14 protein-coding genes and 1 tRNA gene are annotated in these 16721 nt (G+C 70.5%); 7 read left to right on the top strand and 8 right to left on the bottom strand.

All coding sequences use genetic code 11. From position 1 onward, the window contains the following. Positions 1-118: 118 nt before the first annotated feature. From ACQEVY_RS14595 to ACQEVY_RS14585, 3 genes are all read right to left on the bottom strand, one after another. Positions 119-1882, bottom strand: a complete 1764-nt coding sequence (locus tag ACQEVY_RS14595) for an ankyrin repeat domain-containing protein (RefSeq protein WP_432948488.1) — start codon at positions 1880-1882, stop codon at positions 119-121. A 178-nt stretch (positions 1883-2060) separates the two neighbouring features. Beyond that, positions 2061-2717 carry a response regulator gene (locus tag ACQEVY_RS14590; RefSeq protein ID WP_432948486.1) on the bottom strand — a complete coding sequence of 219 codons (657 nt, stop codon included), beginning with the start codon at positions 2715-2717 and terminating at the stop codon, positions 2061-2063. A 2-nt stretch (positions 2718-2719) separates the two neighbouring features. Beyond that, entirely contained in the window at positions 2720-3862 is a 1143-nt protein-coding gene (locus ACQEVY_RS14585) for a sensor histidine kinase (protein WP_432948484.1), read from the bottom strand. A 254-nt stretch (positions 3863-4116) separates the two neighbouring features. Between ACQEVY_RS14585 and ACQEVY_RS14580 the strand changes: the two genes are divergently transcribed. Further along, positions 4117-4755: a hypothetical protein gene (locus ACQEVY_RS14580; RefSeq protein WP_432948482.1), complete on the top strand. Its 639-nt coding sequence runs from the start codon at positions 4117-4119 to the stop codon at positions 4753-4755. Here ACQEVY_RS14580 and ACQEVY_RS14575 read toward each other — a convergent pair. The 4 genes from ACQEVY_RS14575 to ACQEVY_RS14560 all read right to left on the bottom strand — a co-directional run bounded on the left by ACQEVY_RS14575 (position 4746) and on the right by ACQEVY_RS14560 (position 9680). Continuing rightward, complete coding sequence (locus ACQEVY_RS14575) at positions 4746-6872, bottom strand: TIR domain-containing protein (protein ID WP_432948480.1); 2127 nt, start codon at positions 6870-6872, stop codon at positions 4746-4748. The two genes, ACQEVY_RS14580 and ACQEVY_RS14575, sit on opposite strands and share 10 nt — an antisense overlap. 178 nt (positions 6873-7050) lie before the next feature. Beyond that, complete coding sequence (locus tag ACQEVY_RS14570; protein WP_432948478.1) at positions 7051-7995, bottom strand: hypothetical protein; 945 nt, start codon at positions 7993-7995, stop codon at positions 7051-7053. Positions 7996-8431: 436 nt separating this feature from the next. Next, complete coding sequence (locus ACQEVY_RS14565) at positions 8432-9169, bottom strand: DUF1963 domain-containing protein (protein ID WP_432948476.1); 738 nt, start codon at positions 9167-9169, stop codon at positions 8432-8434. A 127-nt stretch (positions 9170-9296) separates the two neighbouring features. Beyond that, positions 9297-9680 (bottom strand): AQJ64_40280 family protein, encoded by a 384-nt coding sequence (locus ACQEVY_RS14560; protein WP_432948475.1) that lies wholly within the window; start codon positions 9678-9680, stop codon positions 9297-9299. A gap of 379 nt (positions 9681-10059) precedes the next feature. On the opposite strand from ACQEVY_RS14560, the gene ACQEVY_RS14555 reads away from it, so the two are divergent. After that, positions 10060-10332, top strand: coding sequence for a potassium transporter TrkG (locus ACQEVY_RS14555; protein ID WP_432948473.1), 273 nt, complete (start codon positions 10060-10062; stop codon positions 10330-10332). Between the two features lie 157 nt (positions 10333-10489). Here ACQEVY_RS14555 and ACQEVY_RS14550 read toward each other — a convergent pair. Beyond that, positions 10490-10561 (bottom strand) — tRNA-Arg (locus ACQEVY_RS14550). A gap of 184 nt (positions 10562-10745) precedes the next feature. Here ACQEVY_RS14550 and ACQEVY_RS14545 point away from each other — a divergent pair. The 5 genes from ACQEVY_RS14545 to thrC all read left to right on the top strand — a co-directional run bounded on the left by ACQEVY_RS14545 (position 10746) and on the right by thrC (position 16632). After that, the gene (locus ACQEVY_RS14545) at positions 10746-11198 is read left to right on the top strand and encodes a response regulator (protein ID WP_432948471.1); all 453 of its coding nucleotides are present in this window, start codon (positions 10746-10748) and stop codon (positions 11196-11198) included. Positions 11199-11365: 167 nt separating this feature from the next. Then, the gene (gene nrtL, locus ACQEVY_RS14540) at positions 11366-12682 is read left to right on the top strand and encodes an ArgS-related anticodon-binding protein NrtL (RefSeq protein ID WP_432948469.1); all 1317 of its coding nucleotides are present in this window, start codon (positions 11366-11368) and stop codon (positions 12680-12682) included. Between the two features lie 22 nt (positions 12683-12704). Then, complete coding sequence (gene lysA / locus ACQEVY_RS14535; protein ID WP_432948467.1) at positions 12705-14096, top strand: diaminopimelate decarboxylase; 1392 nt, start codon at positions 12705-12707, stop codon at positions 14094-14096. 178 nt (positions 14097-14274) lie between these two features. Next, a complete protein-coding gene (locus ACQEVY_RS14530) occupies positions 14275-15567 on the top strand; it encodes a homoserine dehydrogenase (protein ID WP_432948466.1) in 1293 nt (430 codons plus the stop codon). Positions 15568-15573: 6 nt separating this feature from the next. Next, entirely contained in the window at positions 15574-16632 is a 1059-nt protein-coding gene (gene thrC, locus ACQEVY_RS14525) for a threonine synthase (protein WP_432948464.1), read from the top strand. Positions 16633-16721 lie beyond the last annotated feature (89 nt).

Below are 16721 nucleotides of genomic sequence, written 5' to 3'. Positions count from 1 at the left end.
AAACTGCCTCCTGTGCGGCAAAGGTGTCAAGAGAGGTGCGGGAACTGTCTGGGCGTCACGTCGCTGGAGCGGTGCGTACGCATTCCCACGCGAGCGTGAGCAACGACCGATGGGTCACTCAGCGCTGAAGCCGCGCAGGCAGTGGCACCCAGCGGCGTGGGCCGCGGCGGTCTGCCGCTTTCCGGCCGTCGCTGATCCGCAGGCCGGCCGCGCTGCAGGCGTAGGCGAGGGTGTCGGCGTCGTGGGGGAAGGGGTGCTTGCGCTGCCAGAAGCGGAAGTGCCAGTGGGCGGGGGGATCCGACTCGTACGGCGGGAGGCCGATCTCCTCGCTCTCGACGATCTCTCCGTCGCGGGCCAGGGTGCCGAACGTCCCGCCCTTGGCGTTGAAGTAGATGCCGTACGCGCTGGTGTCCGCCGTGATCGCCCGCAGCAGGGCGTCGTCGCGCGGCCTGTACCCCTCCTGTGTGATCACGCAGCCGCCGGGATCGCCGGGCACGCTTGTCACGCCCACATAGCGGAGGGACTCGTTGTAGTCGTCCAAGTCGAAGGGCGCGTCCTCGAGTTCTGCTCTCAGGCACTGCGCGGGATCGGCGCCCAGCCGTCGGATCACCTCGTCGTCGCTCAGCCCTCGTACGAAGGCTATGCCGAGCCCTTCGGTCCACATTTCCTGCTCGCCGAAGGCCGCGATGAGTTCGTCCGCCGCCCGGAAGGCGGCGGCCTCCTCGGCGGGCAGCTCCACCGCTCCCGGCAGGCCCGCGACGAGCGGCGCGAGCGGCGTGGTCAGCAGCAGCCGGCCCGGTGACCAGGGCCCGGTCTGCGGCGTCCACACATCGGCTCCGGCGTCGATCAGCGCGCGCACGCTGCCCTCGTCCGCGTTACAGGCGGCGTACCACAGCGGTGTGTGCTCCTCTTCGTCGCGTGCGTCGGCCACCGCGTGGTGCGACAGGAGCGCGGCCACCGCCTCCGCCGACCCTTGTTCCGCCGCCAGGTGCAGTGGGGTGGTGCCGGGCCATCTGATGACGGCGTCGGGCGGCGCGCCCCCGTCGAGCCGGGCCCTGATCAGCGCCGCGTCTCCCCAGTCGCGGTAACCGATGTGCTCCCAGTCGGCCCGCGGCACGTAGCGCATGCGCTCTTCCTCCTGACGGCGCAGCATCTCGCGCTGGCGCCGGGACAGCGGCGGCGCCAGAAAGCCGGGCGGCCCGCTCATCTCCAGGACCGCGAAGGAACTGGGCTGCTCCGACGGATCCGGTGGCTCGATCCCCGGCCACACCTCGAGTGACCGTGCCGACGCGGCATGCAGTGCCGCCACGTCGATCGGGGTGCGCGTCTCGGATATGCCCTCGTCCGGCCACTCGACGACCAACTGGGCTTCGCCGGGCGGTGGGAGTTCCGCCAGATACAGGTCGACGTCGGTTTTGAAGAGGGACCAGCGGGGCCCGCGGGACTGGTGCAGCCCCGGATCCAGCGGAATCAGCCCGACCGCCTGCCGCGTCGACGCCTCGGCCACCTGCCCCGAGGGCGTCGTGTACTGCACCCCCCGCCGCACCGTGCCGTCCAACGAGGTCACCCGGCGGCCGTCGGAGAACAGCAGGCCGACCCGCAGCCCGGACTGCCGGCGCGAGTCCTGGCTCTGCCAGCGGGTCTTGCGGAAGACCGACAGATGCAAGGTGGCCGTACGCGGCCACAGCGACCACCCCGTCAGCAGCACCCGCGTGTCCGGACCGGCCCCGGCTACCGCGAGCTGCGACAGCAGCACCGGCGCAAACCTGTCGACGGGCGGCTCGTACTTCCCGTCGTCTTCCCCCGGCGGTCCCAGCCGGACCAACACGGCCCGCTCAGCGACCGGTTCCTCCGGTAAGACGAGATCATCGAAGAATCCCATGCGCCGATCGTGGCAGAGGGGTCTGACATTGCCCCTGCCTCTGAGTGCTCTGGGGTGTTCGGCCTCGTGGCCGGAACACAGATTCACCCGGCGCCGCCTCTCTCAGGTCGGCTCCGGCCGAGCCCGTCAGCCCTTGTGATCCGCGCCGCTTCTGTGCAGGCCGGGGCACGCCGGGGCCTCACAGCAAGCCGAGGTCCCGGGCGCGGAGTGCCGCCTGGGTGCGGTCGCGCAAGGACAGACGGGTGAGGATGCGGGAGACGTGGTTCTTGACCGTGCCCTCGCTGAGGTACAGCCGCGCGGCGATCTCCCGGTTGGTGTGGCCCTGCGCCACGAGCCGCAGGATGTCCGTCTCGCGCGGGCTCAGGACGACAGCCGGCGACTCGGTGGGGCGCGGGGTCGGCAGCGCGGCGGTGAGGTGGCGGGCGACCGAGGAGTCGAGTTGGGTGACGCCCGCGTGTGCCAGGCGTACCGCGTGCGCGAGTTCCTCGGCCGGCAGGTCCTTCAGCAGGTAGCCGTGGGCGCCGGCCCGCAGCGCCTGTACGACGTACTCCTCGTCGTCGAACGTCGTCAGCATCACCACCCTGCACTCCGGCGCCCGGCCCCGCAGGACGGCCACCGCTTCGACCCCGTCCATCTCCGGCATCCGTACATCCATGAGCACGACGTCCGGGACCAGTTCGAGCGTTTTCGCCACGGCGTCCCGGCCGTCCACGGCCGTGCCCACGACCACGATGCCCGGCCGGATGGAGAGCAGGGAGGCGATGCCGTCCCGGATGAGCCGCTGGTCGTCCACCACCAGCACCCGTACCGGCGGCGCCGGCTCGTGGTCGTCCATACTCATCTCTCCTCGGCCTTCCCGCGCGGAACGGTCACCGTCAGCCGCGTACCGGAGTCCGGACCGCTGTCGATGTCCACGCTCCCCGCCACCAGTTGCACCCGCTCCTTCATCCCGAGCAGCCCGAACCCGGTGACGGTCGCGTCCCGCGCGAAGCCGCGGCCGTCGTCGGTCACTTCCAGCCGCGCGGCGTCCTCGGCCAGGCGGACCGTGACCGTCACCCGTGTGGCCCGCGCATGGCGGCGCGCGTTGGTCACGCCCTCCTGCGCGGCCCGGTACAGGGCGGTCAGCTCGGCCGTGCCGTAGCCGTCCTCATCGCCGCTCACCTCGACGGTGACCCGCGGCGATGCCGTACCGCTGTGTGCCAGGCCGGCCAGCGCGGCCGCCAGCGTGGGGTGCGCCGACTCGTCCCGCAGCGCGCGAACCGACTGCCGGACGTCGCCCAGCGCGAGTCGCACCGAATGCCTCGCCTCGTTCAGGGCCCGCCGGGCCGCGTCGGGGTCCAGATCTCGGAAGTCCGAGGCCATCTCCAACTGGACGGACATCGCCGTGAGATGGTGGCCGAGGCTGTCGTGGATGTCCCGGGCCAGCCGGTTGCGCTCGGCGGCGGCGGACAGCTCGGCGACCTGCGCGGCGTAGGCCTCCAGTTCGCGCCGGGCGCGCTGTTCGCCGACGGCCACGGCGGCCATCGAGATCGCCAGCACCAGTCCGACGGAGAGCATCAGCAGGTCGGACACGCGCTCCAGGTCGCGATACCAGCCGGGTGCGGTCAGCACGTACGCGATGAGCGGCCCGGCCAGGCACAGCGCGCCCAGCGCGATCGCCGTCGTGCGGCCGAAGGCGAAGTAGGCCGTGAACGGCAGCAGCACGAACAGCACTTGGGACAGGCCCGAGGAGTCGAGGAACACGACCGCGCCGATCAGCCCGCACCGGGCCAGCAGCAGCGGCACCCGCGCCGCGGGCCGGTGGCGTCCCGCCGCTTCCAGAGCGAACAGCGCCCCGAGCGCGGCCACAAAACCCGACACCCGCCAGGCCGCCGGTCCAGGGTCGTCGCCCAGGCCGGCCACCGCGTAGTACACACCGCCGACGAGCACCGCGCCGTACAGCAGCGGCGCCACCCACCGCACGGGCCCATACGCCACCATGCGCACCCCCTCAACCCGCTGCAGCCAGGCTAAGCGTCGCCCAAGCCGAACACGACCGCCGAGGGACATCGGCGCGAAACTCCAGCCGGTTCGGGCCGATCGGCACATGCCGAACGGCCCAACGCGGCCCGTAGAACGGTGACTTCCGGCTCCGGACGGCCGACGTCCCACACCTCCCGCCACCTGCTCGCCGCTCCCTACGGTGACGGCCCTGACCCACTGTCCGAGCCAGACCGAGAACCCGGAGCGGCCTCATGTCCTCATCCATCACCTCACCGACACCGACACTGGCATCGACATCGGCATTTACGTTCCGTGCCGGCGCCCTGTGCGGGCTGCTGTCCGGCCTGCTGATCGCCCTGCCCGGGCTGGTCGAGGCGTTCACCGGGGAGACCTCCGCGACCAGCGTCCCTCTCGCCCTCTCCACTGCGTTCGCGCTGCCGCTGCTCACCGCGCTGCACCGGCGGCAGGGCCCGGTCGGTGGGCGCTTCGGGGAGGTCGCCCACGCCGTGAACCTCGTCGGGCTCGGTCTGTTCGGCGGTGCCGCGTTCGCCGCGAACCTCGTGCTGTTCTACTTCGACGACGACGTCATCGAAGAGACCCTGACCGGGCCCACGATCCCCGCACTCATCGGCTCTGCCGCGGTCTTCGCTGTGGGCTGCGCCCTGTTCGGAGCCGCGATGATCCGGGCCCGCGTCCTGCCGAGGATCCCCTCGTGGGGGTACGCCGTCGTCCTGCCGCTGTTCGCGTTCCTGACCTCGCTGCCCGACTCCCTGCTCAACAGTGCGCTGCACGTCCTGGTCGGCGTCATCGTGATGTGGCTCGCGGCCGCACTGTGGCGGACAGCCGGAGGTAGCGAGCACCCCGCGGGCGTGATGGGTGCCTATCGCTGATCCGGCGGCAGTTCCGCGAGGAGATCGACGCTGGTCAGTTCCGCGAGGCGGGTGGCGATCCGCGTGAGGGGGAGGCGCAGCCGGTCGAGGTCCGTGCGCATCTCGGCGGCCCGGTCCCAGGTGTGCTCATGCGCCGTAGGACTGGTGCCGTCGGGGCGTCGGGCCTCGTGCTGTTGGAGGGCGGGGTGCCAGTACGAGAGGAAGGGGCGGAGGTGCTCGTTCGCCAGGGCGGCGGCGATGTGGGGCAGGACGAGCGGTGCCGCGGTCTCGGCGGCGACCCGGTGGAGTACCTCCCGGGTGGTGCTGAAGAGGACGTGCAGCGAAGTGAGGGCTTCGCGCAACGAGCCCTGGTCCGGGGCGAGTGGCTGGACGCCGACGCGGGTGACCAGTTCGATCTGGAGGTCAAAGGCCGCGGCGCGCTCGACGGGCCCCGGACCGCGACGCTTGGCCGACGGACCGGTGAGGGTCTGAGTGGTGGGAAGCGGGGGAGGGGCGGTCGTGGCGGGGACGGCGGCCAGGGTGTGCAGGAGCAGCCGGCGGAGATCCTCCTGTCGGGCGGTGTCGGCGTCGTGTCGCCGCACGGCGCGGGCGAGCAACGGGTGGATGGTCCACGTACGCGACAGGCCAGGATCCGGGGGCAGTGCGCCGGAGCCGAGCAGGGACTCGACGGCTTCCGCCACCAGGGGACCGGCTTCCCAGGGATCGTACGGAGAGACTGCCGAGAGCACGTTCTCCAGGGTGGACTGGTGCAGTGGTGCCGGGCAGGCCAGCGCGAGCAGACGCAGGACGTCGTCGACCGGACCGTGCCCGGTCAGCGGGCGGGTGAGGAGGGACACCGCGAGCCGCCCGTTGGTCCGGTCGCGGGGCGGCGAACCGGTGAGCACATCGACTCCTGGAGCATGAAGCCTGTCGCGCGCATGGCCGAAGCCGGTCGATGCCGCAAGGTCGGCGAGTACGTCGAGCGCGTGCGGATGGCCGCCGACATCGTGGACCAGGGCGAGGGCGGCCTGCTGCTCGGAATCGTCGTCGGGAGTGCGTCGCGAGGTGATCAGAGGGAGTCCGTCGCCGTCCGGAAGCGGGCCTACGTCGATGGGCTCGGCGAACGCGGTGTAGTGCAGGGAGCGCGTGGTGACGAGCGTGGCGGCGAGCAGATGGGGTCCGAGCAGCTGGTGGAACTGGCTGTCGGTCAGTCCGTCCGGGACCCCGTCCACGACCCACAGGCACGGGGCGTTCTGCTCGCCGAGGTGAACGGCGAGCCGGCTGAGCAGCCGCGAGAGCGAGGTGATCGATGTGTCGGACACATCGATGCCTAGAGCCGCCAGAACGATGGCCACCTGGTCGGCATAGGCATCCATGGCACGGGCCACGGCACCGGGGCCCTCGGGCTGCTCGGCATGCAAATCGAACCAGAAGACGCCGCCGGGAAAGGCGGAGCTGAAGCGCAGCGCGTATTCCTGCGCGAGGAGGGACTTGCCGATACCGGGCATGCCCCGCAGCTGCGCGGTGCGGCCACTGCCGGCCTGGGACACGAGCGGTGCCTGGTGGCGGTGCAGGGCTGTGTGGATCCGCCACTGCTCGGGGAGCCGGCCGGTGAAGCGGGCCGAGCCGGTGCGCGCGGGAGCGGGGAGCCACGGGACGACGGGGGAGGCGGTGTGGACCCCCATGGGCTCGGAGAGTCCGGCCACATGGTCGTGTACGCGGGTGGCGAGCCGGTTCGCTTCCTCGGCTCCGGCGCGCCAGGGCCAGTAACGGGCATCCCGGAGTTCGACCGGGTGGATGTGGTCGGCGGTCGGCTCGGGATTGACCACGAGGATACGTCGACGGGGGTCGCCCTCTCGCTGGCCCGCCAGGTAGGCGTAGGTGAGTTCCCACTGGCAGGCACGGCGCCGCGGGTAGTCGGACGAGTACAGGGCCAGCAGCACCTTGGCGCGTGCCAGTGCCCTGGTGATGGTGGTGGTGATCGAAGTGAAGTCCTCCACGGCGGTGTCGTCGACGAACACCCTCAGCCCCTGCGCGCGCAGAGCGACGACCACTGCCTCGGCCTGATCGGTTGCGGAGCGGCTGTAACTGACGAACACGTCCCATTCGGAGGGGAGCCGCTCGGGCGAGGCGCTCACGAACACGGACTCCCTCTCCTGCCCTCAGCGCGTCTCCGAGCCGTCTGCACCCGTGACGGGATCAGCCCCGAATACAGCGGGGGGGGGGTGCCGAATGCGGGGGACGCAAAGGTGCACGACGGCTCTTTCCGCGGCGTCGCGCTGGTCGGCCGTGTAGGGATCACCGCCCCATCATCCGTCATCTGTCATCCCTGCGTGATCCGTCGTCCGTGGCGTCGCCAGCGGGATTGGGGCCGGCAGGGGACGCCCCGTCCGTCGTGCCCGTCGTGCCCGTCGTGCCCGTCGTGCCTGTCGTGGTGGGGCGTTGTGCGGGCAGGGGGCGTACGGAGTCGGGCGCCGGCTGACTCGTACGGCGCGCCGACGGGCGCAGGTGACGCTCGGGATCGCGGAGTCCCGCGATCTCGCCGAGAGCCACGAAGTAGGGGCGCAGGTTCTGTTGCAGGGTACGCAGCTCCTGGCGGAAGAGCGCGTTGTCGGGCCAGGCAGACTCGTCCAGGTCGGGGTGTGCCTGCTCGAAGGCCTGGAGCCGGGGGTGCCACTCGGCCAGAAAGGGAGCCAGCTCGAAGTTGAGGATGTCCAGGACCAGTTCGTGCACCGAGTCGCCATGTGGCGGAGGGGGCGGTGCCCCACCCGACTCCAGGGGCTCCCGGTACAGGTCGAACAGCGTCTTGAGCGACGTGAGCGCCTCGCGCAGGTTGCCGCTGCCGTCCTCCAGCGGTCGGGTGGCGATACGGGTCGCGGCCTGGAAGAACATCCGCTGGGCTGCCTGGCGCATGTCGGTGTTCGCCTTGAACGTCATTTCGCTGCCCGGCAGGACGAGACGGACTTCGGTCAACTGCACGGAACGGCGGTACAGGTCGGCACCGAGGGCCGCGGCAACGCCCAGCAGGCCTCCGACCGTCACGGACAGACTCTGCCCGCCTGTCTGGCTGAGCGAGTAGGCGACGATGCCGGCGACGGCCCCGAGCACCCCCGCCAACACGGCCCGTGCCCCCGCACGCAGCACGTTTCGCCACCGCACCGACGCGGTCCCGCCGTCCATCATGACCCCTCCCGTTCCCCGCCCCGCCCAGGCCGGTTCCCGCCCGCCCAGCAGACGTACGCCGTACGACGCTCGCGGCATGCGCCCGTCCACGATAGTGATCAACACCGTTGCCGCGCACGGCCCCCGACACGCTCACCACATCGCGGTAGGCCCACGGCGGAGAACGGCCCTGGTCGGCGGAGGGGGTGGGGGCTGTTGCGGGAACTTGTGACACTTGCACGTGCAAGTGTCACAAGTTCCCGCAACAGGGTGCCCGCAGGTGGGTCCTCGCGGCGGCACCAGCACCCCTGCCAGCTGGCCAACAGTGCGGCCTCGGCCATCGGCTTGCCCTCGGCGTCGAGGCCGCTGATGCCGTCGAGGAACGGGTGCGCTGAAGCCTCGCGGCCGGGTGTGGTCGTACGCCTTCAGGCTGTACGAGCTGATCGCGCGGGGCGTGCGGGTGGAGCCGAGCCGCGCGGCGTCCGCGAGGGCCGAGGGTATGGGCTCGAGGGCATGCGCTTCACCTGAGGCTGCGTCAGCTCATGTCGAAGCAGGCCCGAGCCTGGTCGAAGCGACGGGCGGCCAGGTCGTCCCGGCGGATCACCCAGTCGACGATGCCCAGGTCACCTTCCGTCAGGTCCTCGCCGCCGATTTCGGCGAGCAGCACCCAGTCGCCCGGGCCGTGGTCGTAGTCCGTGGTGGGATCCGCGTTCCAGACCCAGGGGTAGCCGCCCACCTGCACCGATCCGTCCGCCTGCATCTCGTCGCAGGTCTCCCACCACACCTCGCCCAGGTCGCCGGCGTGCGGGAACTCCTCGGTTTCGTAGCCGCGGTTGGGCAGCGAGGGCTCGATCATCAGATGGAGATCTTGGGTGGGGAGGACCCGAGGCGGGTACTCGCCGTCCGGCCCGCGTTCGGAGACGGGCGTGCCGACCGGGACGTAGACGAGCCGGGACCATGCGCGGCCGCTCCACGGGTCCTCCGTGGACGCGAAGAAGAGCAGCGTGCCGTCCTTCGGGAGCGGGAGGTCCGTCGCGCCGGGCGGGATGGCCGCGAGGTCGACCGAGGCGAGGAACGGCAGGCGAGGAACGGGTTCGTCCTTGGGCATCGGCGGCAGCCCGCCGAGCCGTCCGGCTACCGGGCTGCCCGGAGGCGCCTCACCGGCGGTGCCCAGCTTCGCGCAGGGACGGACCGTACCGAGCCACCGCTCGACCTCGTCCTCCGGTAAGTCACGGCTGCGGGCTTCTTTGCGGAACGGGTCCATCGATCTCATGCCGCAGAGTATGTCAGCGGCGATCATGCCCACCTGCCCCGATGAAGCGAACCGATCGCGGGCCCGACGACCGACGCCGCCCCGATCGACCCGCCCGCACTGGCGGGCGTTTCACGACACCAGTGGGTCAGGTGGCGGGACGAGCGCTCCACGCGTTCTGGAGAGCCGGCTGCACGTCTTCCCCGAGAACGGCGTGCGTCGTCCCGCCCGGCAGGGTGGGCAGCTCAGCCCAGTGAGTCACGGTTTCATCAGAGCCGAGGCCGTAGGGGAAAAGGACAAACCCGTCGGAGTCGACGAAGCAGTCCCTGTGCTGTACCCCGTCCTCACTGAAATGCCGATTCTTGAACACCATTGGCCTTACGAGCCAAAATTCCTCACCCAACGCCGTATCGGACTCGGTGGCGCTGTCAGCCGGATACCGGCCCGTGGTCGCCGCTGCCACCGGTGCACCACTCGGAGGCAACCCCTCACGTGCGTCAACCCACGTCACCACGGTGTTCAGATGCGTCATCTCCACCTTCACCTAAGCACTCGGCACATCGTCTTCTGGCCCTGAGCCGGAACATCAGCAAGTGCACTGACCCGACCTAGGCATCTAGCAAGACGGACTGACGCTCACGAGGGTTGCTCGAGCCGGAACGACCACGGCACCAAACGATCCACGCCCACCTCCCTCCCCTCCGTCCTCCCTCTGTCCTCCAGAGTGAGCCGGTGTCGGCGGACGTGGTTCGACCGGGGGGCCGCGCCGATCTCTAGGCTTCCTTGACGACGTGCCGCGTTCCTCAAGGCCCATCCCGGCAGTGATGCTGTGCGGGGGCGGCCGTGTCCACCGGGCGCACTCTGTGACGAGCCGCTGTCGGACCGCGGTCTCAAGGTAGGGGAGGCGGCTGGTGGCGGTGGGTGCGGCGACGCGGACTCGGTGGTTGTGGCTGGCCGCCCACCCCACCCGCGGCGTCGCCTTGGCTTTCGCGGTCGTCGTCACTCTGGGCACGGTCGGCCTGAGCACCGGCATCACCGGCGGCCTTCCCGCGGCGGGCCAACTCACCATCATCGCTTTGATGTTCATCGGCCGCGTGGGCCCGATCACCCTAGCCAGCGCCCTCGCACTCCGCCGACGAGACCGCAGACACACCCTGCCCGAGGAACGCCCCGTCATCGGCTGACACCACAATCGCGGAGAGCATCGCGAACACCGTGTCCCCGAATAGTCCACGGACGCCGACACAGGGCCGCTCAGCGCTGCATACGGCTCCACACACGCAAAGACCCCGCACACAGCGAACACGCTGGTCACGGGGTCTTCAGGCACCTCAGAAAGGGTGCCCCCGGCAGGATTCGAACCTGCGCACACGGCTCCGGAGGCCGTTGCTCTATCCCCTGAGCTACGGGGGCGTGTCGGGCGCTGTGTGTGCGGCGACGGGTAGAACCCTACCAGCTCTTTCGGGGGGTTCAGGAACCGGTTTTGGGGTGGGGGTGCGGGCTCGCGGGCGGGGTGGAAGTGGGGAAAAGCCGGACGCGGGCGGGGGTGCGGACCTAGTCTCGAGTTGTGCCAGGCGCGTCGGGTCGGGTGCTTGTTGTGGACGACAACAAGGTCATCCGGCAGTTGATCAGGGTCAACCTCGAGCTGGAGGGCTTCGAGGTCGTGACCGCGGCTGATGGTGCCGAGTGTCTGGATGTCGTTCATCACGTGCGACCCGATGTCGTCACCCTTGACGTGGTGATGCCCAGGCTTGACGGGCTCCGCACCGCCTCCCGGCTCCGTGCCGATCCGCGGACCCGGAATCTGCCCCTCGCCGTCGTCAGCGCCTGTTCGCAGTACGAGGTCGAGAGCGGGCTCGATGTGGGGGTGGACGCCTTTCTGGCCAAGCCCTTCGAGCCTGCCGAACTCGTGCAAGTCGTACGGCAGTTGATGGAGCGGCGCGGTGGTGGGCGGCAAGGCGGGGGAGCGTCCCTCGGGAGTCCGCTCGGGCCTTCGGGACCCACCGGCGGGACCGAGCGCGTGGAGCGTGCGGGGCGCGCCGGCGGTTGAGGAGGAACTGAGACGGAGGGTGACGGTTCGGCCCTGGCGGGTCGGCGCCCCACGAATCCGTACGCTGCCCCCCTGGTCCAGCACCTTCCACATCCCCCCGTCCACATCCCGGACCCTCCCCAAATCAGCTCGCTTGCCCACCCCCCTCCTCCCATACGCTTGTCCCCGTGACCCCCGTCGAGCTCTCCCGTACCGTCCTGTGCGCCGTGCGCCGCGCTGTGGACGCCGGTGAGCTCAGTGTGGCCGTACCCGCGCGGGCCGTGGTGGCGCCGCCAGGGCCCGGGGGATGCGGTGACTACGCCACGAATGTGGCCCTGCAGCTGGCCCGGCCCGCCGGGCGTCTGCCACGTCACGTCGCCGAGATCCTGCGGCCGCTCATCACTGAGGCCGAGGGCGTCGCACGCGTCGAGATCACCGGGCCCGGCTTCCTCAACATCACGCTCGACGGGGGAGCGGAGGCCCTGGTCAGGGACATCCTGCGGCGCGGCCCTCGGTACGGGCACGCCGAGGAGCCGAGCGGGCAGGTCGTGCAGCTGCACCATCCCTGCGATGTGCGGGCAGCGGTCACTGGGCAGGTGCTCGCCCGCATCCTCCGCTCACAGGGCGCCCTCGTCCACACGTCCTGCGAGACCGAGCCGGACCCCGCATGGGCCGAACCCCTCGGCGTGACCGTCGACAGCCACAGCCGACCCGGCACTCCCGCCCCCTTCGACGTGAACCCCCGTCCGGTACCGGCACCCGAGGCCCCCACCCTCCTCGACGTGCCCCTCCGCCCGGTACCGGCCCCCGAGGCGTCCGCCCCCCTCGCCGTGACCGTCGACACCCACAGCCGCCCCGGCTCTCCTGCCCGCGTCGACGTGACCCCCCGCCCCGCACCGGCCCCCGAGGCCCCCACCCCCCTCGACATAACCCTCCACCCCACACCCGCCCCCAACGACCCCACCCCCCTAGGCCCCGACGCCGCCCGCTGGGCCCTTCTCCACCCCGCCCCCCACGACCGGCCCCGTATCACCGCCGACCACCTCGTGCAGCGCGAGAGCAACCCCCTCTTCCGGGTCCGTTACGCACACGCCCGCGCCCGAGCCCTCAGCCGCAACGCCGCTGACCTGGGCTTCGACAGCGCCCCCAGCGACGTACGCCCAGAACGCCCAGAACGCTCAGAACACCCCGACAACCCGCGCCACCCCGACAACCCTCACCACCCCGACCACGCGGGCCCACCCCCCCTCCTCACCGCCCTAGCCGCCTACCCCCCGGCCCTCGCTACCGCAGCAACCCGCCACGCCCCCGACCACCTGGCCCGCCACCTCGTCGTCATCGCCGACGCCTTCCTCCGCTACCAGGAGGTCACCCGTGTCCTCCCCCTCGGCGACGAGAAACCCTCGGCCGCCCACCGGGCCCGGCTGGCGCTTGCCGAAGCCGCCGGGACGGTGCTGGCCGGCGGCCTGACCCTGCTCGGCATCGACGCACCCGAACACCTCTGAGAGAGCCGAAGAAAGACAAGTCATGAGCCGTTCCGCACACCCCGCCGGGCCCCGTCACGCCGATGTTCTGCCCGAGGGGCACTACACCGCCCCGCCCACCGACCTCAACGCCCTGGACTCCAAGGTCTGGGCGCAGACCGTCACCCGTACGACCGACGGAGTCGTCAGCGTGGGCGGTATCGATGTGAAGAAGCTCGCCGAGGAGTTCGGCACCCCGGCGTACTTCATCGACGAGGCCGACTTCCGTGCGCGGGCGCGCGCCTGGCGTACCGCCTTCGGGGACGACGCCGATGTCTTCTACGCAGGCAAGGCGTTCCTGTCGCGCGCCGTCGTGCGCTGGTTGCACGAGGAGGGGCTCAACCTCGACGTCTGTTCCGGCGGCGAACTCACCACCGCCCTCTCCGCCGGCATGCCCGCAGACCGCATCGCCTTCCACGGCAACAACAAGTCCACCGAGGAAATCACCGAGGCCATCAGCCGTGGCGTGGGGCGCATCGTCCTCGACTCCTTCCAGGAGATCGTCCGCGTCGCGCACATCGCCGAGTCGCTCGGCAGGCGGCAGCGCGTGCAGATCCGGGTGACGGTCGGCGTCGAGGCGCACACGCACGAGTTCATCGCCACGGCCCACGAGGACCAGAAGTTCGGCATCGGGCTCGCGGACGGGCAGGCCGCCGAGGCCGTACGGCGGGCCCTCGCGCTCGACGGACTCGAACTCATCGGGATTCACAGCCACATCGGCTCGCAGATCTTCGACATGGCCGGTTTCGAGGTCGCCGCCCGCCGGGTGGTCAAGCTGCTCGCCGAGATCCGCGACGAGCACGGCGTCGAGCTGCCCGAGATCGACCTCGGCGGCGGCCTCGGCATCGCCTACACCAGCGAGGACGACCCGAGCGAGCCGCACGAGATCGCCAAGGCGCTGCACGAGATCGTCACGCGCGAGTGCGAGTCCGCGAAGCTCCGCACCCCCCGCATCTCCGTCGAGCCGGGGCGCGCCATTGTCGGGCCGACGGCCTTCACCTTGTACGAGGTCGGCACCATCAAGCCGCTCGACGGACTGCGTACGTACGTCTCCGTCGACGGCGGCATGTCCGACAACATCCGCACCGCGCTGTACGACGCCGAGTACACCGTCTCCCTTGTCTCCCGCGTGAGCGACGCCGAACCCATGCTCGTACGCGTCGTCGGCAAGCACTGCGAGAGCGGCGACATCGTCGTACGCGACGCCTTCCTGCCCGCCGATCTCGCGCCCGGGGACCTCATCGCCGTGCCGGCCACGGGGGCGTACTGCCGCTCCATGGCCAGCAACTACAACCACGCGCTGCGCCCGCCCGTCGTCGCGGTCCGGGACGGCGAGGCCCGGGTGATCGTCCGCCGGGAGACGGAGGAGGACCTGCTGCGTCTCGATGTCGGATGAGCCACTGACGTACGCAGCCGGATGACCTGCTGACGTACGCGGACAACCGGCGGAAGATCTCCTGTGATCGGCCGCCGGAGAAATGAAATAGACATCTCACGATCCGGACATGGCATAGAAAGTCCCGTCTGGTAAGTGAGACTGGATCCACCGTGACGGTAAGAGGAAACGAGGTCGGATGATGCGTACGCGTCCGCTGAAGGTGGCGCTGCTGGGCTGTGGTGTTGTCGGCTCAGAGGTGGCGCGCATCATGACGACGCACGCCGACGACCTCGCCGCCCGTATCGGAGCCCCCGTCGAGCTGGCGGGCGTCGCCGTCCGGCGGCCCGACAAGGTTCGGGTGGGCATCCCGGCCGAGCTCATCACCACCGACGCCACCGCCCTCGTCAAACGCGGGGACATCGACGTGGTCGTCGAGCTCATCGGCGGTATCGAGCCCGCCCGCTCCCTCATCACCACCGCCTTCGAGCACGGCGCCTCCGTCGTCTCCGCGAACAAGGCACTCCTCGCGCAGGACGGCGCGGGCCTGCACGCCATCGCCGAGGAGCAGACCAAGGACCTCTATTACGAGGCCGCCGTCGCCGGTGCCATCCCGCTGATCCGGCCGCTGCGCGAGTCCCTCGCCGGCGACAAGGTCAACCGCGTGCTCGGCATCGTCAACGGCACCACCAACTTCATCCTCGACAAGATGGATTCGACCGGCGCCGGCTACCAGGAGGCCCTCGACGAGGCCTCCGCGCTCGGATACGCGGAAGCCGATCCCACCGCGGACGTCGAAGGCTTCGACGCCGCCGCCAAGGCCGCGATCCTCGCCGGAATCGCCTTCCACACGCGCGTGCGGCTCGACGACGTGTACCGCGAGGGCATGACCGAGGTCACCGCCGCCGACTTCGCCTCGGCGAAGGGGATGGGCTGCACCATCAAGCTGCTCGCCATCTGTGAACGGGCCGCCGACGGAGGGTCCGTCACCGCGCGCGTGCACCCCGCGATGATTCCGCTGGCCCACCCGCTCGCCTCCGTGCGCGGCGCGTACAACGCCGTGTTCGTCGAGTCGGACGCCGCGGGCCAGTTGATGTTCTACGGTCCCGGCGCGGGCGGTGCGCCGACCGCCTCCGCGGTCCTCGGCGACCTCGTGGCCGTCTGCCGCAACCGGCTCAGCGGCGCCACCGGACCCGGCGCCTCCGCGTACACCCAGCTGCCCGTCTCACCGATGGGTGAGGTCGTCACGCGATACCACATCAGTCTCGATGTGGCGGACAAACCGGGTGTTCTCGCCCAGGTCGCGACCGTTTTCGCCGAGCACGGCGTTTCGATCGATACGGTTCGCCAGCAGGGCAAGGACGGCGAGGCTTCTCTGGTCGTCGTCACCCACCACGCGTCCGACGCCTCCCTGAACGGGACCGTCGAGGCGCTGCGCAACCTCGACACCGTGCGGGGTGTCGCCAGCATCATGCGGGTTGAAGGAGAGTAACCAGCAATGACCCACCAATGGCGCGGAATCATCGAGGAGTACCGGGACCGGCTGCCGGTATCCGACAGCACGCCGGTCGTGACGCTCCGTGAGGGCGGTACGCCGCTCGTGCCCGCGCAGGTGCTCTCCGAGCGCACGGGCTGTGAGGTTCACCTCAAGGTCGAGGGCGCGAACCCCACCGGGTCCTTCAAGGACCGCGGGATGACCATGGCCATCACCCGGGCCAAGGAAGAGGGCGCGAAGGCCGTCATCTGCGCCTCGACGGGGAACACGTCGGCTTCTGCCGCCGCGTATGCCGTACGGGCCGGAATGGTCTCCGCCGTGCTCGTCCCGCAGGGCAAGATCGCGCTCGGCAAGATGGGCCAGGCGCTCGTGCACGGCGCGAAGATCCTCCAGGTCGACGGGAACTTCGACGACTGCCTCACGCTCGCGCGCAATCTGTCCGACAACTACCCCGTGGCGCTGGTGAATTCAGTCAACCCGGTGCGTATCGAGGGCCAGAAGACAGCCGCGTTCGAAATCGTGGACATGCTGGGTGACGCACCCGACATTCACGTCCTGCCAGTGGGCAACGCGGGCAATATCACGGCCTATTGGAAGGGCTACACGGAGTACGCGGCCGACGGAGTCGCGCAGCAAACCCCTCGAATGTGGGGTTTCCAGGCCTCCGGTTCCGCCCCGATCGTGCGCGGAGAGGTGGTCAAGGATCCGTCGACCATCGCCACCGCGATCCGTATCGGCAACCCGGCCTCGTGGAAGCTCGCACTGGCCGCGCGGGACGAATCGGGCGGTTTCATCGACGAAGTGACGGACCGTGAGATTCTGCGCGCCTACCGGCTGTTGGCCTCCCAGGAGGGCGTCTTCGTCGAGCCCGCCTCCGCCGCGTCCGTCGCCGGCCTGCTGAAGGCCGCCGAGCAGGGCAAGGTCGACCCGGGCCAGCGCATCGTCTGCACGGTGACCGGAAACGGCCTCAAGGATCCGGACTGGGCCGTCGCGGGCGCCCCGCAGCCCGTCACGGTCCCGGTCGACGCGGCAACGGCGGCGGAGCGCTTGGGCCTCGCGTAAGCGCGGCGCTCGGCTTCGCCGGCCTGCAAATCCTGACAGGGGGTGCACAAGGGGCTTACGACACGCATCGTGCGCCTCCCGTGCGCCCT

This window comes from Streptomyces sp. CA-288835 (assembly GCF_050936385.1).
Taxonomy (GTDB): domain Bacteria; phylum Actinomycetota; class Actinomycetes; order Streptomycetales; family Streptomycetaceae; genus Streptomyces.
The sequence above is the reverse complement of the archived record's forward strand: the minus strand, read 5'-3'. Positions and strand labels throughout refer to the sequence as shown.